At 50.6% G+C, this 25073-nt stretch carries 24 protein-coding genes; 16 read left to right on the forward strand and 8 right to left on the reverse strand.

From position 1 onward, the window contains the following. Nucleotides 1-79: 79 nt before the first annotated feature. The 4 genes from mnmG (at nucleotide 80) to PsAD5_RS04435 (ending at nucleotide 4476) form a co-directional block, all read left to right on the forward strand. Entirely contained in the window at nucleotides 80-1963 is a 1884-nt protein-coding gene (gene mnmG / locus PsAD5_RS04420; RefSeq protein ID WP_063291224.1) for a tRNA uridine-5-carboxymethylaminomethyl(34) synthesis enzyme MnmG, read from the forward strand. 46 nt (nucleotides 1964-2009) lie between these two features. Then, the gene (gene rsmG / locus PsAD5_RS04425) at nucleotides 2010-2630 is read left to right on the forward strand and encodes a 16S rRNA (guanine(527)-N(7))-methyltransferase RsmG (RefSeq protein ID WP_063286464.1); all 621 of its coding nucleotides are present in this window, start codon (nucleotides 2010-2012) and stop codon (nucleotides 2628-2630) included. Nucleotides 2631-2641: 11 nt separating this feature from the next. Beyond that, entirely contained in the window at nucleotides 2642-3469 is an 828-nt protein-coding gene (locus PsAD5_RS04430) for a ParA family protein (protein WP_063286220.1), read from the forward strand. 107 nt (nucleotides 3470-3576) lie between these two features. Continuing rightward, nucleotides 3577-4476, forward strand: a complete 900-nt coding sequence (locus tag PsAD5_RS04435; RefSeq protein WP_057463221.1) for a ParB/RepB/Spo0J family partition protein — start codon at nucleotides 3577-3579, stop codon at nucleotides 4474-4476. 98 nt (nucleotides 4477-4574) lie between these two features. Here PsAD5_RS04435 and PsAD5_RS04440 read toward each other — a convergent pair whose 3' ends face one another. The 4 genes from PsAD5_RS04440 to leuS form a co-directional block, all read right to left on the reverse strand. After that, nucleotides 4575-4826, reverse strand: a complete 252-nt coding sequence (locus PsAD5_RS04440) for a hypothetical protein (protein WP_208988478.1) — start codon at nucleotides 4824-4826, stop codon at nucleotides 4575-4577. A gap of 187 nt (nucleotides 4827-5013) precedes the next feature. Next, entirely contained in the window at nucleotides 5014-6054 is a 1041-nt protein-coding gene (gene holA / locus PsAD5_RS04445; protein ID WP_057463223.1) for a DNA polymerase III subunit delta, read from the reverse strand. A gap of 7 nt (nucleotides 6055-6061) precedes the next feature. Then, nucleotides 6062-6673 (reverse strand): LPS assembly lipoprotein LptE, encoded by a 612-nt coding sequence (gene lptE, locus PsAD5_RS04450; protein ID WP_057463224.1) that lies wholly within the window; start codon nucleotides 6671-6673, stop codon nucleotides 6062-6064. Next, nucleotides 6660-9272, reverse strand: coding sequence for a leucine--tRNA ligase (gene leuS / locus PsAD5_RS04455; RefSeq protein WP_063291226.1), 2613 nt, complete (start codon nucleotides 9270-9272; stop codon nucleotides 6660-6662). The genes lptE and leuS overlap by 14 nt, the downstream gene beginning before the upstream one ends. Before the next feature lie 212 nt (nucleotides 9273-9484). On the opposite strand from leuS, the gene PsAD5_RS04460 reads away from it, so the two are divergent. Continuing rightward, the gene (locus tag PsAD5_RS04460) at nucleotides 9485-10162 is read left to right on the forward strand and encodes a YggS family pyridoxal phosphate-dependent enzyme (RefSeq protein ID WP_063291227.1); all 678 of its coding nucleotides are present in this window, start codon (nucleotides 9485-9487) and stop codon (nucleotides 10160-10162) included. A gap of 21 nt (nucleotides 10163-10183) precedes the next feature. Here the strand turns inward: PsAD5_RS04460 and PsAD5_RS04465 are convergent, their stop codons facing one another. From PsAD5_RS04465 to PsAD5_RS04475, 3 genes are all read right to left on the reverse strand, one after another. Further along, nucleotides 10184-10984 carry an imm11 family protein gene (locus PsAD5_RS04465; protein ID WP_063291228.1) on the reverse strand — a complete coding sequence of 267 codons (801 nt, stop codon included), beginning with the start codon at nucleotides 10982-10984 and terminating at the stop codon, nucleotides 10184-10186. A 142-nt stretch (nucleotides 10985-11126) separates the two neighbouring features. After that, on the reverse strand, nucleotides 11127-12047 hold the full coding sequence (locus PsAD5_RS04470; RefSeq protein WP_208988480.1) for an alpha/beta hydrolase: 921 nt from the start codon (nucleotides 12045-12047) through the stop codon (nucleotides 11127-11129). Between the two features lie 141 nt (nucleotides 12048-12188). Continuing rightward, nucleotides 12189-13187 (reverse strand): alpha/beta hydrolase, encoded by a 999-nt coding sequence (locus PsAD5_RS04475; protein ID WP_063291230.1) that lies wholly within the window; start codon nucleotides 13185-13187, stop codon nucleotides 12189-12191. A 386-nt stretch (nucleotides 13188-13573) separates the two neighbouring features. Between PsAD5_RS04475 and ffh the strand changes: the two genes are divergently transcribed. The 6 genes from ffh (at nucleotide 13574) to rplS (ending at nucleotide 17939) form a co-directional block, all read left to right on the forward strand. After that, nucleotides 13574-15130 (forward strand): signal recognition particle protein, encoded by a 1557-nt coding sequence (ffh, locus tag PsAD5_RS04480; RefSeq protein ID WP_063286213.1) that lies wholly within the window; start codon nucleotides 13574-13576, stop codon nucleotides 15128-15130. Further along, the gene (locus tag PsAD5_RS04485; protein ID WP_014283236.1) at nucleotides 15131-15448 is read left to right on the forward strand and encodes a chorismate mutase; all 318 of its coding nucleotides are present in this window, start codon (nucleotides 15131-15133) and stop codon (nucleotides 15446-15448) included. It abuts the gene before it with no gap. A gap of 21 nt (nucleotides 15449-15469) precedes the next feature. Continuing rightward, nucleotides 15470-15859 (forward strand): 30S ribosomal protein S16, encoded by a 390-nt coding sequence (gene rpsP, locus PsAD5_RS04490; RefSeq protein ID WP_063291231.1) that lies wholly within the window; start codon nucleotides 15470-15472, stop codon nucleotides 15857-15859. A gap of 36 nt (nucleotides 15860-15895) precedes the next feature. Then, complete coding sequence (rimM, locus tag PsAD5_RS04495) at nucleotides 15896-16459, forward strand: ribosome maturation factor RimM (protein WP_063286211.1); 564 nt, start codon at nucleotides 15896-15898, stop codon at nucleotides 16457-16459. Between the two features lie 110 nt (nucleotides 16460-16569). Next, nucleotides 16570-17274 (forward strand): tRNA (guanosine(37)-N1)-methyltransferase TrmD, encoded by a 705-nt coding sequence (trmD, locus tag PsAD5_RS04500; protein WP_057463234.1) that lies wholly within the window; start codon nucleotides 16570-16572, stop codon nucleotides 17272-17274. A 203-nt stretch (nucleotides 17275-17477) separates the two neighbouring features. After that, nucleotides 17478-17939 carry a 50S ribosomal protein L19 gene (gene rplS / locus PsAD5_RS04505; protein WP_063286463.1) on the forward strand — a complete coding sequence of 154 codons (462 nt, stop codon included), beginning with the start codon at nucleotides 17478-17480 and terminating at the stop codon, nucleotides 17937-17939. Nucleotides 17940-18213: 274 nt separating this feature from the next. Here the strand turns inward: rplS and PsAD5_RS04510 are convergent, their stop codons facing one another. Then, entirely contained in the window at nucleotides 18214-18402 is a 189-nt protein-coding gene (locus PsAD5_RS04510; protein WP_063286210.1) for a hypothetical protein, read from the reverse strand. Nucleotides 18403-18645: 243 nt separating this feature from the next. On the opposite strand from PsAD5_RS04510, the gene PsAD5_RS04515 reads away from it, so the two are divergent. From PsAD5_RS04515 to PsAD5_RS04540, 5 genes are all read left to right on the forward strand, one after another. Continuing rightward, entirely contained in the window at nucleotides 18646-18972 is a 327-nt protein-coding gene (locus tag PsAD5_RS04515) for a hypothetical protein (protein ID WP_063286209.1), read from the forward strand. Between the two features lie 1096 nt (nucleotides 18973-20068). Continuing rightward, nucleotides 20069-20938, forward strand: coding sequence for a metallophosphoesterase (locus tag PsAD5_RS04525; protein WP_063291232.1), 870 nt, complete (start codon nucleotides 20069-20071; stop codon nucleotides 20936-20938). 305 nt (nucleotides 20939-21243) lie between these two features. After that, nucleotides 21244-22650, forward strand: a complete 1407-nt coding sequence (gene leuC, locus PsAD5_RS04530; protein WP_063291298.1) for a 3-isopropylmalate dehydratase large subunit — start codon at nucleotides 21244-21246, stop codon at nucleotides 22648-22650. 274 nt (nucleotides 22651-22924) lie between these two features. Next, nucleotides 22925-23482 (forward strand): HNH endonuclease, encoded by a 558-nt coding sequence (locus tag PsAD5_RS04535; RefSeq protein WP_063291233.1) that lies wholly within the window; start codon nucleotides 22925-22927, stop codon nucleotides 23480-23482. A 127-nt stretch (nucleotides 23483-23609) separates the two neighbouring features. Continuing rightward, the gene (locus PsAD5_RS04540) at nucleotides 23610-25049 is read left to right on the forward strand and encodes a pilus assembly protein TadG-related protein (RefSeq protein WP_193776895.1); all 1440 of its coding nucleotides are present in this window, start codon (nucleotides 23610-23612) and stop codon (nucleotides 25047-25049) included. The last annotated feature ends 24 nt before the right edge of the window (nucleotides 25050-25073 follow it).

Genomic DNA, 25073 nt, shown 5'->3' on the forward strand with positions numbered 1-25073 from the left:
CCTTCATCTGGTCCAGAGGCTCGCAGAGAGTGTGGCTTGTCCTTTCTCTGTTTTTAGATGGGCGAAATGCAGGACCGAAATGTCTGATAATTTTGATCTTGAGTTTGACGTTGTCGTGATTGGCGGCGGCCATGCAGGCTGTGAAGCCGCGGCTGCAGCTGCGCGCATGAGTGCCTATACAGCGCTTATAACTCATCGCTTTGACACCATTGGTGTGATGTCGTGTAACCCAGCTATTGGCGGTTTGGGGAAGGGGCATCTGGTTCGAGAAATCGATGCACTGGATGGATTGATGGGCCGGGTGGCTGATGCTTCCGGTATTCAATTCCGTATGCTCAATCGCCGCAAAGGGCCAGCTGTGCAAGGGCCGCGCTCTCAGGCTGACCGCAAGCTTTATCGCGAAGCGATGCAGGCTGAGATTAAAGCGATTGATAATCTCGATGTGGTGGAAGGCGAAGCTGACACGCTGATCCGTGAAGGTGATATCCTCAAAGGCGTCGTGCTTGGTGATGGTCGTCGGGTTTCGGCCAAGGCGATTGTGATCACGACCGGCACGTTCCTGCGTGGTCTAATCCATATCGGCGATAAGCAAATTCCTGCGGGTCGTGACGGTGAAGCGCCAGCGCTTGGTTTGTCTGTATCTTTGGAAGAGATTGGTCTGCGTCTTGGTCGTTTGAAGACAGGCACTCCGGCACGTCTGGATGGGCGCACGATCAATTGGGATATCCTTCAGCAGCAGCCAGGTGATGAAGAGCCAATTCCATTTTCAACACTGACCGACAAAATCCAGATCCGTCAGGTGCCGTGTTACATCACACGCACGACGCCAGAGACGCATCAGATCATTCGCGACAACATTAAACGTTCAGCGATGTATTCGGGCGAGATCCAGGGCGTGGGTCCTCGGTATTGTCCGTCTATTGAAGATAAGATCGTTCGCTTTGGTGATCGCGATGGTCATCAGATCTTCCTTGAGCCAGAAGGGCTGGATGACCCGACGGTCTATCCGAATGGTATTTCGACCTCGCTGCCTGAGGATGTTCAGATCCAGTTTCTGCGCACGATTCCGGGTTTGGAGAAGGTTGAGTACTTCAAACCGGCTTATGCGATTGAGTACGATCACATCGATCCGACTGAACTGACAAACACGCTTGAGGTGAAGAAGCAGAAGGGCCTTTACCTCGCGGGTCAGATCAATGGCACGACCGGCTATGAAGAGGCTGGCGCTCAAGGTCTGCTGGCTGGCTTGAATGCTGCCAGAACGTCTCAAGACGGCGCTGCGGTGACGGTTGGACGTGCTGACGGGTACATTGGCGTGATGGTGGATGATCTCATCACACGGGGCGTTTCTGAGCCGTATCGCATGTTCACATCCCGCGCTGAGTATCGTCTCACACTACGTGCAGACAATGCGGACCAGCGCCTCACACCACTTGGTCTTGAGTGGGGATGTATTGGTGATACGCGTCGAGTCGCTTTCGAAACGAAGATGGAAAAACTGCGGAAAACCAAGGATTTGATGCAGTCCGTCAAAATTACACCCAACGAGGGGCGTAAGCATGGCTTGCCGATCAATCAGGATGGTGTGAAGCGCTCAGTGTTTGATTTGTTGGCCTATCCAAATATTACTCTTGAAGACCTCATTGAGATCTTTGATGAGATGAAGGATGTCGATATCAAATGTGCTGAACAAGTTTCTATAGATGCGATGTATGCCGTCTATCTGGAACGTCAGGCAGCTGATATCGCCGCTCTGAAACGGGATGAGGACTTGGTTATTCCTGAGCGGATTGACTATTCCTCACTGACCGGACTTTCCAACGAGGTGCGCCAGAAGCTTGAAGCTTTGCGCCCTTCAACCATCGGGCAAGCATCGCGCATGGATGGGATTACCCCAGCGGCGCTGACTTTGCTGCTTGCGTATATTCGCCGCTCAGGCAAAAACATTGCTGGTGCTGTTTAGTATGTCATTCGAAAAAAGGGCTGATTACAGCCAGATTACACCTGTCATGCGTATGTATGAGGATGTTTCACGTGAAACGTTTGAACGTCTAAGTATCTACGTGGACCTCGTTCTCAAGTGGCAACCTGCACAGAATCTGATTGCACCATCTACGATGAATGATATCTGGATGCGGCATGTGGCCGATTCTATTCAGATTCAGCGTAGTTTGCCGGATGCACGTTCCTGGATTGATTTCGGAAGCGGCGCAGGTTTCCCTGGATTGGTGACTGCGATGTTGCTGAGGCAGGAAGGGGAAGAGGGCATTGTGCATATGGTTGAGAGCAACCAGCGCAAAGCAGCTTTCCTTCGGACTGTGGCACGTGAGACTGGCTGTAACGTCAAAGTTCATGCGGGTAGAATCGAAGCCGTTACGAAAGACTGGCAGGCTCCGATTGAGGGTGTTTCGGCGCGTGCACTAGCTTCTTTACAGGTTCTCTGCGGGTTTTCTTCGCAATTTGTACAGCGTGGCGCGACTGCTGTTTTCCACAAAGGTCAAGATTTTCGCCGCGAAATTGAAGAAGCATCTGCCGATTGGTCAATTGATCTGGTAGAAAAAGTAAGTCTAGTAGATCCGCTAAGTCGCGTTTTGGTTCTATCTAAAATTGACCCGAAAACCGCTAACTAGGGTGCTGTCGGATGAGCTTACTGCCGCAATCTCCACGTGTATTGACTATCGCCAACCAGAAGGGTGGCGTAGGCAAGACGACAACAGCCATTAATCTTGGCACAGCGCTTGCCGCAATTGGCGAACGCGTCCTAATTATTGACCTGGATCCGCAAGGCAATGCGTCGACAGGGTTAGGGATTGATCGCGTCGATCGTGAATATTCTACCTATGATGTTTTGAGCGGAGATTCGACGCTAGAGCAAACTGTTCTGGAAACCGCTGTTCCGCGTTTATGGATTGCTCCATCAACGATGGATTTGCTGGGTGTTGAGTTGGAGATTTCTTCTGCACCTGACCGGACATTCCGATTACGGAATGCAATTTCAGGTATGGCGCAGGCAGCTGAGATGGGTAGGGCACAAGGGTATTCATATATTCTAGTGGACTGTCCGCCGTCGTTAAACCTCTTGACTATCAATGCCTTATCAGCATCTCACAGCATTCTTGTACCGTTGCAGTGCGAGTTTTTTGCTCTGGAAGGTCTAAGCCAGCTGCTTAGCACCGTTGAGCAGGTGAAGCAGTCTCTCAATTCAGAGCTGAGCATCCATGGCATTGTGTTGACCATGTATGACAGCCGTAACAATCTCTCCAGTCAGGTTGTACAGGATGTGCGTGAGACGATGGGTGATGCAGTTTATGAGACTGTGATTCCACGGAACGTACGTGTTTCCGAGGCTCCATCTTATGGCAAGCCTGCTTTGCTTTATGATTTGAAGTGTTCCGGTTCGCAGGCTTATTTACGACTCGCTTCCGAAATTATTCAGCGAGAGCGTGACATGCGGATGGCGGCTGCCTGATCTGGCTGCCGCTTCTACTTTAAAGAGATTTGTTATTTGACCCGCAGAGCGTGCGGGAAGGGGCTGCTGACTCCCGAGCTCCTAGAATGTAGATAGGTGGAATTGAAATGGCGAAAACTGAGGAAGCAGGGCGTACCAATAAGCGACTAGGGCGCGGCCTTGCAACGCTGTTGGGTGACGTAAACTCAGAGCCAGCTGTCTCCACTCCAGAACGTAACCGTGATGTGCGGAAGGTGCCGATTGAGTACCTTCAGCCGAACCCACGTAACCCACGCAAATCATTTGTAGAAGATGATCTGAACAACCTGACCGAATCCGTTCGTCAGAAGGGGATTGTGCAGCCAATTCTGGTGCGTCCTCGTCCGAATAAGCCTGGTCATTTCGAGATCATTGCCGGTGAGCGTCGTTGGCGTGCAGCTCAAAAGGCTGGTTTGCATGATGCGCCTGTTGTCATCCGTGAGGTGACTGATCAGGAAGCGCTGGAACTTGCGATTATCGAGAATGTTCAGCGTGCAGACCTGAACCCGATTGAAGAGGCGTTGGGTTATGATCAGCTGATCGAAGAGTTTTCTTACAGCCAGGTTGAACTCTCCAAGGTTATCGGTAAGAGCCGGAGCCATGTGGCCAACACACTGCGTTTGCTGAAACTGCCAAATTCAGTGAAGGACTATCTTGCAGAAGGGCTTCTCACTGCTGGTCATGCGCGTGCGTTGATCACTGCGGAAGATCCTGCGGCTTTGGCTGAGCTGATCGTGGAGAAGGGGCTTACAGTTCGTGATGCAGAGCGTCTGGCTCAGAACCCGGACTTGTTCCAGAAAAAAGAGGCAGCACCAAAGCCTGAAAAGGATGCGGATACACGCGCTTTAGAGAAGCGTCTGGCCGATGGTCTGGGTCTTAAGGTGGCTATTGCTCATAAGACTGATAAGGGCACTGGTGAGCTTAAGATCAAGTACAAGAATGTAGAGCAACTGGACGAAGTCTGTCGCTTGTTGGGCATTCAGAACTGATTGTTTCTGCTTTCGGAAATTTAGAAAAGGCCGCGTCTCTTAACTGAGGCGCGGCCTTTTTAGATTCGGAGAAGAAATGATTTTTTTGACCAGCAGACTTAGCCTACGACTGGAAGCAGTTTTTCAATGCGTGCACTGACTTCTGCTCTCTTCTTCTCAGCCATATTGCGACGGCCGAACATCAAGCCCAGGCAAATGAAGTACCAACGGAAAACCCAATAAGCTAAGAGGATCAGCACGGGCAGGCCTATGATCAGATTTATGACTGATCCCAGTGCCGCGTAGTTCTGCACGAGGTAGCCGATTAAGACACCAAAGCTGAGCAATGGCGGGAAAATCCAGGCCCACAATGATGCTGCTCCAAAAAGCGACAATTGGGGGCGAAGGAGCGCGAAGTTGATTGCCCAAAGTTCATGTTGAGCGAACTTCAGCCTGATCCAATGGATGAGTGAGTGAGACATAGGAGTGCCTGTGATTTCGCTTTGTGCGAATATTGTTGTTGTTTGTGAGGAAGGTGGCGACCCACCTTCCGCGTGTTTATCGTCGTCTGTTTGAGGCTTTAGCTACCTGAGCAATTGCCAAAAGGGTATGAGACACAATTGCAGTTGAGAGATTGGCGTTGAAGCGGGCCTCTTTGACAGCATCGTTGAGACGGGTCAGAGCGCGTTCCAGAAAGTCTTCATTCCAGATCTCAACCTGACTGACAATCTTCGAGCGACGCTTCCAGAAGATCGGAGGGCGGACGCCGCCAATAACATCTTCTACAGCAATGCGTTGATTGGCTTTTAAGCGGCACAGGTGAAGCATCTGGAAGTGTCTGAGGGCTTGAGAGGCTATCACGCCAACGTCCGTCCCTGAGGCTGAGAGGCGCTCCAGGCCGTGGTCCAATGTGATCGTGTCACCCAAAGCTGCAGCATCGATTAGTTCATCCATGGCGAATGCTGAAGCATCACCAATGATCTCTTCGACATGATGGACCTCAATGCGATTGTCATTCATCGCGTAGAGGCACAGCTTCTTGAGTTCTCCGCGGCTAGCAATGCGGTCAGCGCCGAGCAAAGTGTGAAGCGCCATGCGGGCTTCTTTGCTGATTTGCAGGTTTGCTGACTGGGTTTCTTCATCAATCAGACGATCTACATCGCGTGCTGTGTCTGCAAAGCAGGGGATGGCAACCGCGGTTTTGCTGGCTTCGATCTTTTTGCGCAGGCCTGCTGTCTTCTTCAGGTCTCCGGCTTCAATCACGATGAAGGCAGAAAAGTCGTTGTTTTTGAGGAGCGGTTCGACGGCTGGCAGCACGCTCTTGGTGCCGTTTTCGCGGACCCAGATTGTGCGACGGCCACCAAAGAGGGGAATAGTCAGGGCCTCATCGATCAATCTGCTCGGGTCTGCAGCGATGTCAGCAGCGTCCAGTTTGACTTGGGAGAATGGGTCATCATTCTCGGAGGCTGCTTTGGAGATCAGTGCTTGCGCTCGCTCATTCACCAACCCGGTGTCTGGCCCATAAACAAGAATGAGGTTTACGGAGTCTGGCGGGTTGGCGATGTACCGGTCAATTTCAGCAGCTTTGAGGGCTACCATAGTGGTCCTATTCTACAGGCTCTACAGGATGTGTTGCAAAGAAGCTTGCTATGCGGGTGTTGATGTCAGCAGCGACAACCTTGGTAGCACGGTCTTCTGCATCTCGTTCTGCTCTCAGGTTTGCAAAGCGCTGACTGGAAAAGTCAAAGGATGCAGAGGCAAAGGAGCGGCCAGTGTAGAGCGTACGATCTGTCTGGATATCTGCCAGAACGAAGCTGGTGTTGACGGTGATGTTGTAAGCGGTTGGCACGTCGGCCAGCTGCTCAACGCCCACTTCAGCACGGCGCTTGTCTGTCAGGATTTCCAAACGATACTTTGGCGGCAGAGCATCACCACCACGTGTGAATGCGAAAATCAGCTGATTGCGCAGGACCTGATTGATGCGCTTGATTGACCCTGAATCCCCATAGCTTGGGAACTTCATGGAAATTGCCGCCATTTGAGCCTGGACGGTCTGAGTCTGCTCCGAGCCATCGCCTAACAGCGTTGGGCTAACGCCATAGAGCGGACGGAACTGGCAGCCAGAAAGAAGAAGGGCACCCGCAACAATTGTTGCCCCGCCGAGTAGAACCCGGCGGGAAGGGCGACCTGATTTAGCAGGGCGATCAAACAACGACATTTACAATCCTCTGAGGTACCACGATGATTTTACGTGGGGCCTTGCCATCCAGAGCTTTCTGAACAGCCTCATGTGCCAGAGTAGCTTCTTCTACCTGCTCTTTGGAAGAGTCTCTTGCTACAGAAAGCTCACCTTTTTTCTTCCCATTGATTTGAATCGGAAGCGTAATGGTGTTTTCTACCAGCAGATCCTCTTGGACAACTGGCCAGTTTGATGTGGATACCAGTCCTTCATTGCCGAGCATGGACCAGCATTCCTCAGAAAGATGAGGCGTGATTGGTTCCATGAGCTGCAGGAGGAAGCCAGTTGCTTCGCGCAGAGCATACGCCATGTCCGGTTTGGACAGGTCTGATTGAAGCGCCTTGCTGATCGCGTTGGTGAACTCATAAAGACGGGCAACAGCACGGTTGAAGCCAAGGCCATCAAAGTCTTTTGTGATGGCAGCCAGAGTTTTATGAGAAGCACGGCGCAGGGCTGTTGCTTCATCACTGAACTCAGCAGGCTTTGCGATGTTGGCTTCGGTCTTTTCTGAGACTTCACCAATGATACGCCATACGCGCTGTACGTGACGCCATGCACCGATGACACCGTCTTCTGTCCAGATGATGTCACGCTCTGGCGGGCTGTCAGACAGAACGAAGAGACGCGCTGTATCAGCGCCGTAGGTGTCGATGATGTCGGTTGGGTCAACAACGTTCTTCTTCGACTTGGACATCTTCTCGATGGAACCAATGGTGACTGGAGCGCCGGTTTCTGCGTGAACCGCTTTTCTGTCGCCTTCGGTGCTGATGATGTTGATCTCAGCTGGTGTTACCCATTTCCCATCAGGGTCTTTGTAGGTCTCATGGTTCACCATGCCCTGTGTGAAGAGGCCTTTGAACGGCTCTTTCACATCCAGATGCTTGGTGATCTGCATGGCGCGTGCAAAGAAGCGGGAATAGAGCAGGTGCAGGATCGCGTGCTCGATGCCACCGATGTACTGATCAACTGGCAGCCACTCAGAAGCAGCCTTTGGATCGGTCGGATTGCTGTTCTTCGGATCAGTGAAGCGTGCGAAGTACCAGGAGGAATCCACGAAGGTGTCCATGGTATCGGTTTCACGCTGAGCATCCTTGCCACAGCATGGGCATTTCACATTGCGCCATGTTGGATGACGATCCAACGGGTTGCCCGGACGGTCGAAAGTGACATCTTCCGGCAGAACGATTGGCAGGCTTTCTTTTGGCGCTGGCTGAACACCACAGTCATCACAGTGGATGACAGGGATCGGACAACCCCAGTAGCGCTGACGGGAGATACCCCAGTCACGCAAACGGTAGTTGGTTTCGCGGTGCGCCTGCTGTTTTCCTTTGGCTTCCTGCGCTTCCAGCTTGTCAGAAACAGCATTCTTTGCATCCTCGATGGACATGCCGTCCATGAACTCGGAATTAAAGATGGAGCCTTCGCCGGTGTAAGCTTCGGTGCCAACGTCGAATGTGGCCGGGTCTTCACCTTCTGGCAACACAACTGCTTTGACTGGCAGTTTGTACTTGTGAGCGAAGTCCAGATCGCGCTGGTCGTGCGCAGGACATGCGAAAATAGCGCCCGTGCCGTAATCCATCAGGATGAAGTTTGCCACATAGACTGGCAGTTCCCAGGATGGGTTCAGCGGGTGTTTGACGCGCAGGCCGGTATCGAAGCCAAGCTTTTCTGCGGTTTCAATTGCTTCAGCTGTCGTGCCGATACGGCGACATTCAGCAATGAACTCCTGCAGTTCTGCGTTGTCTTCAGCCAGTTTCTGCGTGATCGGATGATCTGGTGACAGGCCCATGAAGGACGCGCCGTACAGCGTGTCTGGACGGGTCGTGAAGATTTCCAGAGTCTCATCACCGGTTGGAGCGGTTTCGGTGAACTCGAAATTGACTTTCAGACCAACAGATTTGCCGATCCAGTTCTTCTGCATGAGACGAACTTTTTCAGGCCATTCAGTCAGAGTGTCGATTGCTTCCAACAGCTCTTCGGAATGATCAGAGATCTTGAAGAACCACTGGGTCAGGTCTTTCTGCTCAACTTCTGCGCCAGAGCGCCAGCCTTTGCCGTCGATCACCTGTTCGTTTGCCAGAACGGTCATGTCGACTGGATCCCAGTTTACCTTCGCGTTTTTGCGGTAAACCAAGCCAGCTTCCAGGAAGTCCAGGAACAGGGCCTGCTGCTGTGCGTAATAACTTTCATCGCAGGTTGCGAATTCACGGCTCCAGTCAAAAGACAGGCCGATTGTTTTCAGCTGACCGCGCATTGCAGCAATGTTGTCGTAGGTCCAGCCCTTTGGGTGTACCTTCTTTTCAGCTGCCGCGTTTTCCGCAGGCATGCCGAATGCATCCCAACCCATCGGGTGCAAAACATTGTAGCCGCGTGCACGTTTGAAGCGTGCAACCACGTCACCCATGGAGTAGTTACGCACGTGCCCCATGTGTAGACGACCGGATGGGTAAGGGAACATCTCTAGTACGTAGTATTTTTCGCGCGGATCATCGTTGTCCGTCTCGAAGACGTTCTTTTCGTCCCATACTTTTTGCCAGCGCGCTTCCGTTGCGCGTGCATTATACCTATCCGTAGCCATTTATTCCGCCGTGTGTTTGATTTTTGCCCTGATCAAGCAAATTAGGTTTGCTCGGACTGTCACCAGAAATTGCCAGCTTGGTCAAGCGGTAGACAGAGGAAAAACCAAGAAGATTTGTCAGAAATTTCTCAATGAAGTGCAACTACTCTTGCATTTAGACCTTAGGGAGCGCATTTCATGTCTCCAATATGGATTTTTCGCTGGAGTTAGGAATGAGTGACGCTGCTGCACTTCGCCTTAAAGAGGTTAAGGAAAACATCGGAAAAGCTGAGACGGATGTTGAACGTCCGAGCGGTTCTGTAACGTTGATTGCAGTCTCAAAAACCTTCGAAGCTTCAGCAATTAAGAGAGTTTTAGAAGCTGGACAGCGTGTGTTTGGTGAAAACCGGGTTCAGGAAGCAATGGGCAAATGGCCTGGGCTTCGTGAGGAGTTTGAGGGTGTTGAGTTACATCTGATCGGCCCGCTTCAGTCCAACAAGGCGAAAGAAGCTATTCAGACCTTTGACGTGATCCACACTGTGGACCGGGATAAGATTGCTAAAGCGCTGAAAGTTGAGATGGATAAGCAAGGCAAGGCGCCAAAGCTGTTCATTCAGGTTAATACCGGGGAAGAAGACCAGAAGGCTGGTATTCCTCCAAAGGAAGCGGATGCGTTTATCGCGAAGTGTCGTGATGAATACGGGCTGGAGATTGAAGGCCTGATGTGCATTCCGCCAGTTGACGAAGCACCGGGCATGCATTTCGCGTTGCTTGAGAAAATCGCAAAGCGGAACGGCCTTGAGAAGCTCTCAATGGGAATGTCCTCTGATTATCCGATTGCTGTTCAACATGGCGCAACACATGTGCGTGTCGGTTCTGCGGTATTTGGTGCGCGCGACTATTCGCAGTAAGCACGGGTGTTCGATTGGGCGCTACTTATTGAACTGTGCGGCGCCCCAGTCAACGGGTTTGTCCAGAATCGGGAATAGATCCCAGCCCATAATCTTCTCAGCCCGGATCCACTCAGCTAGTTCGTCACTGATAAATATTGTCTGACATAGTGGATCAACATATGTTGTTCGTTTTGAATCCGGATGAAACGGTGCACTTTTGAAATACTCTGGTTTACCGACGGTACCACGCCAAAGATGGCGGTCTTTTAGCCCGCCTTCCTTAAAATGTATCAGGTATGCGTCATTGCTATGGGGTTGTTTCCCCGAAGAGGTGACCTTTCGAAGACAGAAGTCGTTGGATGCTGCACGTTCGTAACCGCCACCGTAACGTTGTTCGCCGAAATTACGGGCACCAGCGTAGAGGATGTTGTCATGGTCAATAATGTCGGGTTTTTGATGCAGGTAGAGCAAATGTCCCGCGCCATAGATTTTCCCAGTACCTTTGTGCTTGATAGTCACCGGATAAAAACCATGTCGCTTCGGTTCCAGCTCCTCAAGCTTATCTTTCAGCCGAGCACTTACTACAATCGTATTCCAGGTACCGCAAATTACATCCGGCAATCCACGCTTATCAGCTTCTTTAAGATACAAAGTATGAGGTATTTCGGCAATCCGGGCAGCATTCATGGGACTTTGTTCACCCGGCTTGTCAAACCGGTTGCGTCCCCGCATTAACATCGTAGTTAACTCAACATCAGGAGTTAAAGGCGGCTCAAATCCATCAGAAACGGCATAAAGTTCAGGGCCGTGTGCAAAACCAAAATCAACAATAAAAGGCATTTCTGATATCCTATATAAATAGCGGTCATCAGGTTGCAGCTGGCAATATTAGATCAGGCAGGTTTATGCGAAACTACATAAACTCATAGTGTATTTTGAGTTTTGAACGGGCGAGGGATTTCTCGCCCGTTTTTTGTTTGTATTAAAGTAGTTGATCGCTCAGCCATTGGACTGTGGTGGAGACCACGAGGTCGTTGTTTTGTGGGCTGATGATGTCGCCTGCGATGACGTGGTTGTTATCGTCACCTGAGCTTTCGATAAGCAGACGCTGTTTTGGTGCGCCCCATTTGTCATAGGCGACATTGGTGAGTGCTGCGTCGATGGTTTCATCCTTTTCACTGTAGATGAACAGGGCAGGTACGCTTGCTTTTGCGGGGTCTTGTTCCTGCAATACTGAGATTGTGGTTGCCATTGGGAGGAGGGCTACACTTGGGTAGCTGATGGTCCATCCCATTTGCTCTTCTTTAGATGGTGCTTTAGAAGACGAGCGGGTTTTGCCAATGATCAGAGGGACATAGTGTCTTGCGAACGGCATATCGAGCAGGAAGCCGCCCGCAGCTTTGACTCCGAAATTTGGCGATACAAACACCATCGCGGCCACATCATCTTTCAGCGGGTGGTCCTGCATCGCGAGCCAAGCTGCAAGTGAGCCACCGGTTGAGGTGGACATTATGATTGTCTTTTCACCAATGCGCCGGCCAATTTCGACCGCTTCAGCGAGGTCGTTGACCCAGTCGTTCAATGAGGCTTCTGCCATCGCTTCACCCGAGCGGCCATGGCCAGTCAGGCGGGTGAAGAAAAGATTGGCGCCCATCTCATTTGCAACGCGGTCCGGTACAGGGCGGATCTCATGTTTGCTGGCGGAAAAGCCGTGAACGTAAATGATTGAAAGAGGTGTTTTGCTGTTCTTCTTACCATCGAGCCAGATGATCTCTTTGGCAGTGTCAGAACGAATATCCTGAAACCTGGCCTCACTCTCTGAAAGATACACTTCGAGGTCATCACCCATAATTTCGGGTTTGAAGGTGATCTCTGTATCGCGTGGTTCTCTTGGGCCTGTCATGAAGGCAATTGTGCCTCCTACGAGTAAAATCAGTACTACAAAAATAAAATATCGAAAGAGCATATGGGGTGCCTTTGTTCCTTAGCGGCACCAGCTTATTCCAGCTTGGGTTGAAATATCAAATCAGAGCATCAGGAAGTTTTATTGTGAGTAGACAGTGGGTACGCCTCTGGACCCAAGCCACTCGATGATACCGTTGGAGACGAGGAGGTTGTTTTCCGGATTGATGATGTCGCCTGCAATGACGTGATGGTTGCCTGCGGACTCGGTTATGAGGAGGCGGTGCTTTGGTGCGCCCCAGTTTTCGAAGAACTTCGCTGTGGTGTGCTCATCTGAGGTTTCGTCACGGATATCGTAGATGAACATGGTTGGGATGGTTGCGTTTGCTGCATCCAGACTGCCCACGAGTTTGACGGTTTCAGCAAGAGGAAGCAGGGCGGTTGCCGGATAGGCGTTGGTCCAGGCGTAGATCTCCTCAAAGTTGGCATTCGGATCAGCGACCCGGTAACGGCCTACGATGATTGGTGTGTAGTACTCTGCAAGCGGATATGTGAGCAGGGAGGTTCCTGCTGCGGCCAGTTCAAAAACGGGAGAGATGAGGACGATTGCTTCTACGTTCTCCTTTAGAGAATGATCAGTCAGATCCATCCATGCTGTTAGAGAACCTCCGAATGAGGTACTGATAACGATGACTTTGTTGCCAATGGCTTTCCCAATTGTGAGCGCTTCTGCCAAAGCATTGAAGTAGTCATCGACCTTCGGTTCTCCCATAGCAGCAGGTGTACGGGCGTGACCGGGAAGCCGTGTGTAATAGAGGTTGGCCTGAATGGAGCTGGCGACGAGATCGGGAACGGGCCTGATTTCATCTTTACTGGCAGAAAAGCCGTGCATGTAGACGACGGCAAATTCGGTTTTGGCTTTGGTGTCGGGGTTTTGCCAGATGATTTGCTTTTCGAGACCGGGTTTAATGTCTGTAAAGCGGCTTTCTACCCGTGCGATGTATTCTTCGGGGTCTTCGCCAATGTCGCTTGGGTTGAATGTGATAGAGGGAGACACATAGGTGTTGGCCCAGTAGAGCAGGAAGCCGATGATCAGCACAATAAGAGACAGCAAAAACAGATAGTTCTTTCGGAAGAGCATCGTTAAATCGCCTCTTTTTTTGCTGATAGTGAGTCAGCTTGGCAGGAAACCTAGTGCATCTTTGAGTTTTCCTTTTTATCCAAGCTTATACAATCTCCAACAAATGGCGGTTTTGCTTGACTCGGCACCTGTATTCTCGTAGATACCCGACCTAACTCCTTCTATGTGAAGACCGGAGCCACTGACTGGGACCCGAAAAGGTGTAAAGAGATCCCAGAAGTCAACACCCGACAGCGCGTTGCGCCCTCGGGTGATTTTTTGCTATGTGCAATCGATTTGCCGTGGCAATTTTGGCTTGGTGACACCAAATTCACTAGGAACGAGTGTACGGCACCAGTTGGTTTTCTTCAGGTGTTTGTGCAGAAACGAGATTTTAAAGGAACGACATGTTCGATAATCTGTCAGATCGCCTAGGCGGCATTCTAGATAAGCTCACAAAACGCGGTGCGCTTTCTGAATCCGATGTTAATGAAGCGCTGCGCGAAGTTCGCCGCGCGCTCATTGAGGCTGATGTGGCGCTGCCGATCGTGCGTTCTTTTGTCGACAAGGTGAAACACCGCGCTGTTGGCGCAGAGGTTGTTAAGTCCATTAAGCCGGGTCAGATGGTCGTTAAGATCGTGCATGACCAACTTATTGAGATGCTCGGTGAGGAATCTCATCCGATCGACCTGAATGCGCCGGCTCCGGTTTGCATCATGATGGTTGGTCTGCAGGGTGCGGGTAAAACCACTGCAACCGGCAAGATTGCACGTCGCCTGACACAGCGCGATAAGCGCAAAGTTTTGATGGCTTCTCTTGATACGCGCCGTCCGGCAGCGCAGGAGCAGCTGAAAGTTCTAGGTGAACAGAACGAGATTGATACGCTTCCTATCATTGAAGGGCAGCAGCCGGTTGATATTGCAAAGCGTGCGCTGAATGCAGCGAAGCTTGGCGGTTATGACGTGGTCATGCTCGATACAGCGGGTCGTGGTCACATTGATGAGCCTCTCATGATTGAGATGGAGCAGATTAAAGCTGCGTCCAACCCGCATGAAGTCCTTCTTGTTGCCGACGCTCTGACTGGTCAGGACGCTGTTAATCTGGCGAAGAGCTTTGATGAGCGTTGCGCGATCACAGGTATCATGCTCACCCGTATGGATGGTGACGGTCGTGGTGGTGCGGCGCTTTCCATGCGTGCTGTTACCGGCAAGCCGATCAAGCTGATTGGTACCGGTGAAAAATCTGATGAACTCGAAGATTTCCATCCAAAGCGTATTGCTGATCGCATCCTTGGAATGGGCGACATTGTTTCGCTCGTTGAAAAGGCTGCTGAAGCGATTGATGCGGAAAAAGCCGCAGAGATGGCTCGGAAGATGCAGAAGGGTCACTTTGACCTGAACGATCTTTCTGAACAGCTGAAGCAGATGGAAAAGATGGGCGGAATGTCCGGCATGATGGGCATGCTTCCAGGTGTTGGCAAAATGAAGAAGCAGCTTGCTTCCGCCAACCTTGATGAGAACATGTTCAAACGTCAGATGGCGATCATCTCCTCTATGACCAAGAAAGAGCGTGCTAAGCCTGAACTGCTTAAAGCAAGTCGCAAAAAGCGTATTGCTGCAGGTTCTGGTGTGCAGGTCGCTGAAGTTAATAAGCTTTTGAAAATGCACCGCCAGATGGCCGATATGATGAAGGCCATGGGTAAGGGCAAAGGCAAGGGCATGCTCGGCAAGATGATGGGCGCTATGGGTGGCGGTATGCCAGGCATGGGCGGCGGAATGCCGAACATCGACCCTAAAGCGCTAGAGCAGATGGCTAAATCTGGCCAACTGCCTGGCGGCATGGAATTGCCTAAAGGATTACCGGGTGGTGGGCTTCCCGGGGGATTGCCAGGAGCTGGCGGCCCTAAATTGCCCGGTCTTGGTGGAGCATCTGGTTTGCCAGGGCTCGGCAAGGGGAAAAAGTAATTGAGCGAGATCGACAAAACTGAAGAAGCCAAGGTGATCCTTGGTGGACTTCGCTCCAGCATTGACAACATTGACGCTGCTCTGGTGCATATGTTGGCTGAACGATTTCGTTGCACACAGGCTGTTGGGGAGCTGAAGGCAACCCATGGTCTTCCACCGGCTGACCCGGCCCGTGAAAAACTTCAGATTGAGCGTCTGCGCCGTCTCGCGGCTGAGGCCAATCTTGATCCTGACTTTGCTGAAAAATTCCTGAACTTCATCGTGAAGGAAGTCATTCGGCATCATGAAGCTATTGCTGCTGAACACAGCACAGACTGAATACCTAGGAGTAAATAAACAATGGCTACTAAAATTCGCCTCGCACGCGGTGGCACTAAAAAGCGTCCTTTCTACCGTGTCGTAATTGCAGACGTTCGCTCCCCACGCGACGGTCGTTTCATCGAAATCGTTGGTCGTTACAACCCAATGCTTCCTAAAGATGCTGACAACCGCGTTGAGCTGAATGAAGAGCGCATCAAGCATTGGCTTGGTCATGGCGCACAGCCTACTGACCGCGTTCTGCGTTTCCTGGACGCTGCTGGCCTGATGAAGCGTGAGCCACGCAACAACCCAAATAAAGCGAAACTCGGCAAGAAAGCTCAAGAGCGTCTTGACGAGAAGCTGGCTGCAGAAGCTGAAGCAAAAGCTGCTGCTGAAGAAGCAGCTGCTGAAGCACCAGCTTCCGAATAATATAAGCATACCCGATCTGAGAAGGAGACGCCGGCAATGGCAAACAAGCCTGAAGACCGCATTCTAATGGCTCAGATCGGGGCTGCTCACGGCATACGTGGAGAAGTGCGGGTCAAACCATTTGGTGATGACCCGCTTTCTTTTGGCGATTACGGTAAGCTCGAAAATGCTGACGGTAGCCGCAAATTTAAAGTTAAGAAGGCTCGCATTCAAAAAACTGTGGTGGTTACCAAGTTTGAGGGCGTGAATACCCGCAATGAAGCAGAAGTCCTCAATGGGATGAAGCTTTATATTGCTCGCGAAAAACTGCCTGAAACGGAAGACGAAGACGAGTTCTATCACGCTGATCTCATTGGCCTGAAAGCCATTGATGAGAAGGGTGAGGCAATTGGAACTGTGTTGGCTCTTTTGAACTTTGGCGCAGGTGATTTGATTGAAGTTGCCCCGAAGAGCGGCAATTCTCTTATGTTCCCATTCACAAAAGCTGTTGTTCCTACCATTGACCTCAAAGAGGGATATGTGGAGGTCCATGCTCCCGAAGGCTTTTATGATGAAGGTGAAAAAGAACCCGAAGATGGCTCTAAGCCAGAAGCAGGCTGATTTTTCGCATTATCAGATGCAGACATTGCTGAGATCATCAGCGTGATTTTTGCAGTTTGTGCATCAAAATACATTCCAGAGACTGACCTTACTTAAGCAACGGGTATCCTATGGCCTTTCGTGCATCCATCTTGACGCTGTACCCTGAAATGTTTCCGGGAAATCTGGCAATGAGCATGTCTGGACGCGCGTTGGAACGCGGGGATTGGTCTCTTACAGCGAACAACATTCGCGATTACGCGACTGATAAGCATCGCTCTGTTGATGATACGCCTGCTGGCGGTGGTGCTGGCATGGTTCTGCGTCCTGATATTCTTGGCAAAGCTATCGATGATGTGACTGAGGATGAGGATACACGTCCACGGTTGCTCATGAGCCCGCGCGGTAAGCCATTTACGCAGGCAAAGGCTCGTGAACTGGCTGATGGACCGGGTGTGATTATCGTCTGTGGTCGTTTTGAAGGTGTTGATGAGCGCGTCATAGAAGGACGTCAGCTCGAGGAAGTGTCTATTGGCGACTACATTCTCTCAGGAGGAGAAGTTGCTGCTCATGTGGTTTTGGATAGTATTGTCCGTCTTCTTCCCGGTGTTATGGGAAACAAAGAGAGCGGTGAATCTGAAAGCTTTGAGAATGGCTTACTGGAGCACCCACATTATACGCGCCCAGTAGAGTTTGAAGGACAGGAAGTCCCATCTATTCTTAAAAGTGGTAATCATAAACTGATTGATCAGTGGCGCCTTGAGATGTCTGAAAAGATTACTCAAGAAAGACGGCCTGATCTTTGGAAGGATTACCTAGAAAATAGCCGTGGATAGCGGGTTTTCTACACTTTTTTCATGACAAACCTTCAAAAATCGGCTAAACCCGCGCCGACTGGAGTGGATTCTGTCTGGCGTTTGCCGCTAGGGTCCTAGTTCCACTTCACTTCCCGGCATAATGCCAAGGTTTGGTGAACACGTCCCGGTGGCTTGACCACTGAGGGACGCTCTGACCAATATTTAAAATGGAAGAAACTGCCATGAATATCATTGAGCAGCTCGACGCCGAAGAAATGGCTCGCATCGAAGAGAAGCGTACGCTTCCTGAGTTCTCTCCAGGTGATACGCTACGTGTTCTCGTACGCGTTACCGAAGGTACTCGTACTCGTGTGCAGGCCTACGAAGGCGTATGCATCGCACGCTCCGGCGGCGGCATCAACGAAAGCTTCACCGTTCGTAAGATTTCTTACGGCGAAGGTGTAGAGCGTGTATTCCCAATCTTCAGCCCAATGCTTGAAGGCGTGGAAATCATTCGCCGCGGTAAAGTCCGTCGTGCGAAGCTTTACTACCTACGTGAGCGTCGCGGTAAGTCCGCACGTATCGTTGAAGCTACCAACGTACGCGCAAAGCGTCTTAACGAAGAAGCTCGTGCGGCTGCTAATGCTGCAAAAGCTGCAAAAGCTGCTGAAAAAGCTGCTGAAGCTAAAGGTTCTGCAGAGTAAGATTTACTCTTCGGCCTCTATGGTTTCTAAAACCCCGCTGAGAAATCAGCGGGGTTTTTTGTGTTCATGCTCGGGTTTTTTGCAGGTTCTGCGGTTTGGTTGGCTTCAGGCATAGCAGCGCCCTCGGTGTCATCCTAAGCGAAGATCCCGAATTTATAGCTGCTTGCTTGTCTTTTTGCTTTTGCCATTCAACTGGATCCCTGTGTGTTTGTTTTGTGCTTGAATGGTAGCGAGGCGGAGGTCGTTGGGTCCCAGATCAGAGCCGAGCACGGCTTTAGATCGTGACGCGGTCAGACCCCGCCTCGCATGTCTTACCAAACCTGAACAGTTGATGGTGGCCGCATCGCGCTACGCTTGTGCTGGATGACGGTGGTGGGGTCTCACCAGCGTATCCTTGCAGCAACACCTTCTTATCATCCTGCAACTTTTCGTTGACAGGTGGTGCGTTCCATTCCACATTCATATGTGAGGCTTCACAACCTCTGAAAAGCGGTAACCGCTCCCGTCAACTAGCGGATTTTTTGTGCCTTTTTTCTGAGGGCGCAAACCCTTTGCTATGAGCGGGAGGGCGGTGAATACAACACCTCTTTCGGGAGGGAATAAACTCGCCTGTCTTTTCCAGGTTGTGAACCTCCCGCTCGCCAGCGGGCCGTCACAAGCTCATTGTCGTGCGGAACTTCAACAGCCAGAAAAGAAGGCTTTGAATATGGACGACTCTGCATGCGCCTGTGGCGCCACAAATACTCTTCAGAATGAAATTGATGACGTGAACTTTGCTGTTTCTGATCTTCAGAACCTTGCTTACATGCAGCATTTGGTGCTGAGCGAGCGGATGAAGAACAGCAGTGAGCGTGACGTTCTCTTCACTTTGCACCATGCATTATCTGACCGCCTAGAGGCACTTGATAAGACCTGCGGAATTTTAACCGATGCGTTGTCCGGCAGATCCTTCCCTAAAGGGTTTTCCGGTCACGCGACACGCAGCGTCGCCTCTCCAACACTGGTCAATACCGATAAGGTGTCTCTTGATTAGATCACTGTGAACGGCACTCCAAGGGCTGCCTCAACTACCCTTGCACAGCCCTTCATGAGTGTCCTGCTGGTCTGCGGCCGGGCGAATTGTGCCCGCAGGCCAGCATCTTCGTGCGTTTGAGTGGAAGCGATTGTGGGTGTGGCTCTGGCTCCCGGATCTGCGCATTGCTTGTCCGGGAGGACGGCGATGGGTGAATTGCGTGAAGAGAAGGTGGTCGGCGTAGTTTTCGGCTGATGCTCATCATCTGCCCGCAGATAAGTGGGCTTACTCTTTAGCCAATTGGTTTCCCCCACTGTCATCCCGGGCGGAGCATAGCGGAGACCCGGGACCCATACTCCCCGTGTTAGAGATTGATTGAGCGCCTCAGTGGAAGATTGAGGCAAGGGGTTATGGATCCCGGCTCGGGGGCCGGGAAGACACCGGTGGGTGGGGTGTTGCAGAAAAACTTATCCCCCTTCTGAATTCCTCCCATACTCTGAACCTATGCCTACGTAACGGGCTGCTGGCGGAGCGACCGTCAGTTTGTCGTAGGTTGGGTTGGGCTGTTGGAAGACGTAACGCACCTTTCAGTGGTCCGGTGAACCGAACTTCAAACGTGACCGCATGGTTTGAGGGGAAGGGCCCAGGACTATAGGGTATCACGCGGTGATAGATACAAGAGCACCGGCAGGGAGACTTGCTTTTGCGAAGGTATCAGTCAAAGACGGAGGAACTGTTTGGGCATGGAAACGTGTCTGGATAAGCCACTGTCTTTCCGGGAAACCGGCTATCGTGCCTTATAGGCAAAAGAGGCGACGTAGTTCATTATAAAAAGCCCGGGCAAGGCGTGTAGCCAATGCTGAAGAAACATTTTTAAACAAGTAGCGCAGGTATTGCCTGCCGCCTTGCTCATCCCGACTTCCGGGAACTCTGGTTCAACACTGCATGGATTGCCATGTGGTGCTGTTGGTGTTTGCAGTATAAATGTGACAGGTTCTGGTGCGCATCCTTTGCGCAAGTTTTCAGGGGGATATTCCGGGGAGCTGTCAGAATACAATTAATCCAAGTGGGTTAGGTTGGTTCTGAAAGATGCAATGAGTAGAGGGCTTGAAGGCAAATGGTGATCGCATTCATCATCATTTTCATCATTTTCATCATGTTACTCGGTATTTATGCCGTGTTTGTAGAGCCTTGGCTGCCACCGAGAATTACCCGGCATAAAGTTGTTGTTTCTCCAGAAGCTCTTGACCAAAAACCTTTGCAAATTGTTGTTATGACTGATCTGCATGCCTGCTGGCCATGGATGCGTCCTGAACGGATTACGCGCATCGTAGAGCGCGTGAACAGTCTGGAGCCTGACCTTATTGCGCTTTTAGGCGACTACCACACAGCCATGCATCCTCCTTTTGCAAAGCCGTTAGCCTCTGCTGCAGCTTGGGCGCAGCCTATGCAGCATTTGAAGGCACCTCTGGGTGTTTTTGGTGTGCTGGGCAACCATGATTGGCTTGAAGGTGGTGAGGACGCCAGAGAGGCATTGGAAGCTTCTGGAGTGACTGTTCTCGAGAATAGGGCTCAGCGGGTATCTACACGAGGCAACTCTCATGTCTGGCTTTTGGGACTGGATGATCAGTATGGCGAGGCCTGCCAGTTGCACGGGACGGGACGCCGGGATGATCTTGAGGTGGCCTTAAGTCAGGTTGAAGATGACAGCGCCCCGCGGATTTTGCTTGCCCATGAGCCGGACATCTTTCTTGAGGCCAATAAATCCGTAGATTTGACAGTGAGCGGGCATACGCATGGAGGGCAAGTTCGCTTGCCGTTTATTGGTGCATTGACAATACCATCGCGGCTTGACCGGAAGTATGCGAAGGGCGCTTTTGAGGAAAATGGAAGCACTCTCATCGTTGGCAGCGGGCTTGGATGCTCGGGACTTCCAATCCGTTTTCTTTGTCCGCCAGAACTTTTGCTCATAGAAATATATGCTTAGGCTACAGGGTATTGATCGCATCAAAGGGATTGTTTGATTGCGTCTAACTTGCTTTCATTACCTTTCCGTCTTGAGAGAATCTCAAGGCAAAGAAGCTTGATATTTTGGTGATCTGGGCCGATTAATAGAGCCAGTATAGCGGGAGCTTCGTTTATTGTTGCTTCCGTATTTTCAAGATTTATGCGGCCGCAGAGAGCTGCAGGTAATAAGTGAGTGGTCCTGTTTTCTCGGATCTTGAGCGCTTGGTAGGTGCGATCAGAGCCGGATTTGAAACAAGGATCATTCGTTTCCAGGAGACAAGCGCAATGTCGCAGGCCAAAACTCTTTACGATAAGATCTGGGACCACCACGTGGTCAACACGCAAGAAGACGGCACTTGCCTGCTTTACATTGACCGCCACTTGGTACACGAAGTGACGAGCCCGCAGGCATTTGAAGGCCTGCGTATGGCTGGCCGTCAGGTGCGTCACCCAAAGCGTACACTGGCTGTTGTTGACCATAACGTGCCGACCACTGATCGCTCCAAAGGTATTGATGATCCTGAAAGCGCGTTGCAGGTTGATACACTTGCGAAGAATGCTGCTGAGTTTGGCGTTGAATACTATTCAGAGCTCGATCAGCGTCAGGGCGTGGTGCACATCGTGGGTCCAGAGCAGGGCTTTACGCTGCCGGGCATGACGATCGTTTGTGGTGACAGCCATACATCCACGCATGGCGCGTTTGGTTCTCTTGCACACGGTATTGGTACTTCTGAAGTTGAGCACGTTCTGGCGACGCAGACGCTGATTCAGAAGAAAGCGAAAAACCTTCGTGTGACTGTGAATGGTCAGCTGCCGGAAGGTGTGACCGCGAAAGATATCGTACTGGCGATCATCGGAGAGCTGGGTACTGCTGGCGGTACCGGTTACGTCATTGAATACGCTGGTGAGGCGATCCGCAACCTGTCTATGGAAGGTCGTATGACCGTCTGTAACATGTCTATTGAAGCTGGTGCACGTGCTGGTCTGATTGCTCCGGATGAGAAAACCTTTGAGTACCTGAAGGGCCGTCCTAAATCACCAAAGGGCGCTGCGTGGGAACAGGCACAGGCTTATTGGGAAACTCTGTTTACCGATGACAATGCAGAGTTCGATACAGAAATCGTTCTGGATGCTGCGAACCTGCCTCCAATCGTGACCTGGGGCTCTTCTCCTGAAGATGTTGTTTCCGTTACCGGTGTTGTTCCTAATCCGGCTGAGATCGAAGACGACAACCGCCGTGCTTCTAAAGAACGTGCGCTTGAGTACATGGGTGTTGAAGCGGGTCAGAAGATCACTGACATCAAGGTTGACCGTGTGTTTGTTGGTTCTTGCACCAACGGACGTATCGAAGATCTGCGCGAAGCTGCTGCCGTTGTTAAAGGCAAGAAGGTTGCAGACACGGTTAGCGCAATGATTGTTCCGGGTTCTGGTCTGGTGAAAGCACAGGCTGAAGCGGAAGGTCTGGATGAGATCTTCAAAGACGCTGGTTTCGAATGGCGTGAGCCTGGGTGTTCCATGTGTCTGGCGATGAATGCTGACAAATTGAAGCCGGGTGAGCGTTGTGCTTCAACTTCCAACCGTAACTTTGAGGGCCGTCAGGGCTTCAAGGGCCGTACGCACCTTGTTTCTCCAGGAATGGCGGCTGCGGCTGCGATTGCCGGACACTTTGTTGATGTGCGTCACTGGAAGTAATCGCAGATAAAATTTTGCAGATGAGCGGGAGTAGGTGACTATTCCCGCTTTTTTTATTTTGGGACCGACATTGTGACAAAGTGTGTCGTGACAAGCTAATTGTCTGATCTATAGCGGATTTCTGCTGATGTGCTTTGTCGGTATTTCGAATTCCTTAGGGTAAGGAAGATTGTCAGACTTCACATAGCTGTCATTTGCTGACTACAATATCAAAACATCTCAAGATGATTTCCGCTCAGGCGCTTGTGTTCTGAGCGAGACTCGGGAGCATGTTGTGAACGCAGTCGTTTCAGAAGGCGCATTCCCGGCGCTTGTGTTGAATGCAGATTATCGGCCTCTGTCTTACTACCCCTTATCTCTGTGGGGGTGGCAAGATGCGGTGAAGGCTGTGTTTTTGGATCGAGTTAGTATCGTCTCTGAATACGATCAGGTTGTGAGAAGCCCAAGTCTTGAGTTTCAACTCCCCAGTGTGGTGGCACTAAAGTCCTTCGTAGAGACAGAGAGAAACCCAGCCTTTACGCGGTTTAATGTGTTTCTGCGGGACAGGTTTCAATGCCAGTATTGCGGTTCCCTTAAGGATCTGACTTTTGATCACCTCATCCCGCGCAGTAAAGGAGGCCTGACCACTTGGGACAACGTCATCACGGCTTGCTCTCCTTGTAATTTACGGAAGGCAAACAAATCCTGGCAAGAAATGAATATGCAGCCCATGCAAATGCCGTTTGTCCCACGTGTGCATGACCTACATAACAACGGCCGCCTGTTCCCGCCCAACTACCTGCACGAGAGCTGGTTAGATTTCCTCTACTGGGACAGCGAGCTTGAGCCGTGAAACGCGGTTAATGTTTTGTTAGCCATTAGCCCGAAAACTTTCAGTAAAGTTGAGTGATTAATACCCGAGATACTACCCTTATATTATGCTAGGCATAATTACATGGGCGTCGATGGTGGACATCTCGATGGGTTATTTCAGACAATTCTCTACACTATTCAAAAGATTCAACCGCTCCGAAGACGGGATGGTGGCGGTTCTTGTCGCAGTGCTCATGGTTTTGATGATTGTGTTCGCTGGAATGGCGATTGATTTCGGCATGGGCTTCAACACTCGCCGCGCGGTAAATCAGGCATTGGATGCAGCAGTGCTAGCTGTTGCTAACAAACTCACTATTACGGAGATGAGTAAAGCAGAAGTGCAGGAGATGACCGAAGAGTACTTCGAGGCTAATATTAAAGATTCAATCGGTGAAGATGTTGAAGTAACTAAGCCGATCGTTAAGTATGAGATTGGTGGCGATACGATCTCCGCGAGTGCATCTGCAAAACTCAATAACAGCTTTTCTCCAATGATTGGCCTGCTCACTGGTGGTAATGGCGATGAAGCTAGTGAACTTGCTGTTGGTAGTAGTTCAACTGCAAGATTTCCACGGAGTAATGTTGAAGTCTCGGTGATTGTAGATGTTACTGGGTCAATGAGCTCCCACATTGGTGCTCTAAAAAGGGCTTCAACCAGTTTGCTTGATGCACTGTTGCCTGAAGACACCGATATAGCGAAGAGCCGTATTCGTGTATCTTTCATACCATATAGCAACGGGGTGAAACTAGACACGGCACTTGCTGAAAAAGCGACTTTTGATGTCAGCTACTATGGCTGCGTACATGAGCGGATTATGGATCAATCCACAAGTGAAGTTCCATATGACTTTGAAGATGATGAGGGCAACACAGATTATATCGGATCTGGTTATAGTTATTGCCCACGGAATGCAAAAGTAGTTCCGCTGACTGCAGATCGAAATAAGATTAAAAACTCAATTAGTAGATTATCTGCTGGTGGCGGGACAGCAGGTCAAATCGGGATAGCTTGGGGGTGGTATACAATATCTCCGAGATGGTCGAATTTTTGGCCTTCTGATAGTGAGCCACTGCCTTATGAAACAGAGAATATTCGAAAGTACGCGGTGTTTATGACTGATGGTGACTTTAACGTACACTATCGAGATGACTATAATTATAGTCGCGTAGAACAGGCGCGCGAAGAGAAAATTAGAGAAAAAAAACGAAATAATACTTGGACTGAGGGACCGAATCCTGATGGGTCTAACAAGTTCACCTCAGATGAACATGAAGAGTTCGCTAACTTAGTTGAATGGAGGTACGCGTCTTCATATGGTGAGTATGGTATTTCATCTGTTCGTGCTAAAGAAATATGTGAGAATATGAAGGAAAAGAACATTACGGTGTATTCTGTTCATTTCGGGAGTTCTTATGCTGCTAAAAGAGTGATGCAGTCTTGCGCAACAAGTAACAGCACCTTTTATAAAGCTGATAATGAAAGTGAACTGATTCAAGCCTTTGAAAAAATCGCTAATGATATTAAGAATATATATTTATCTCAGTAGCTTTAGCGTAATAAAAAACCCCGC

The sequence above is a fragment of the Pseudovibrio sp. Ad5 genome (genome assembly GCF_001623095.1).
Lineage (GTDB): Bacteria > Pseudomonadota > Alphaproteobacteria > Rhizobiales > Stappiaceae > Pseudovibrio.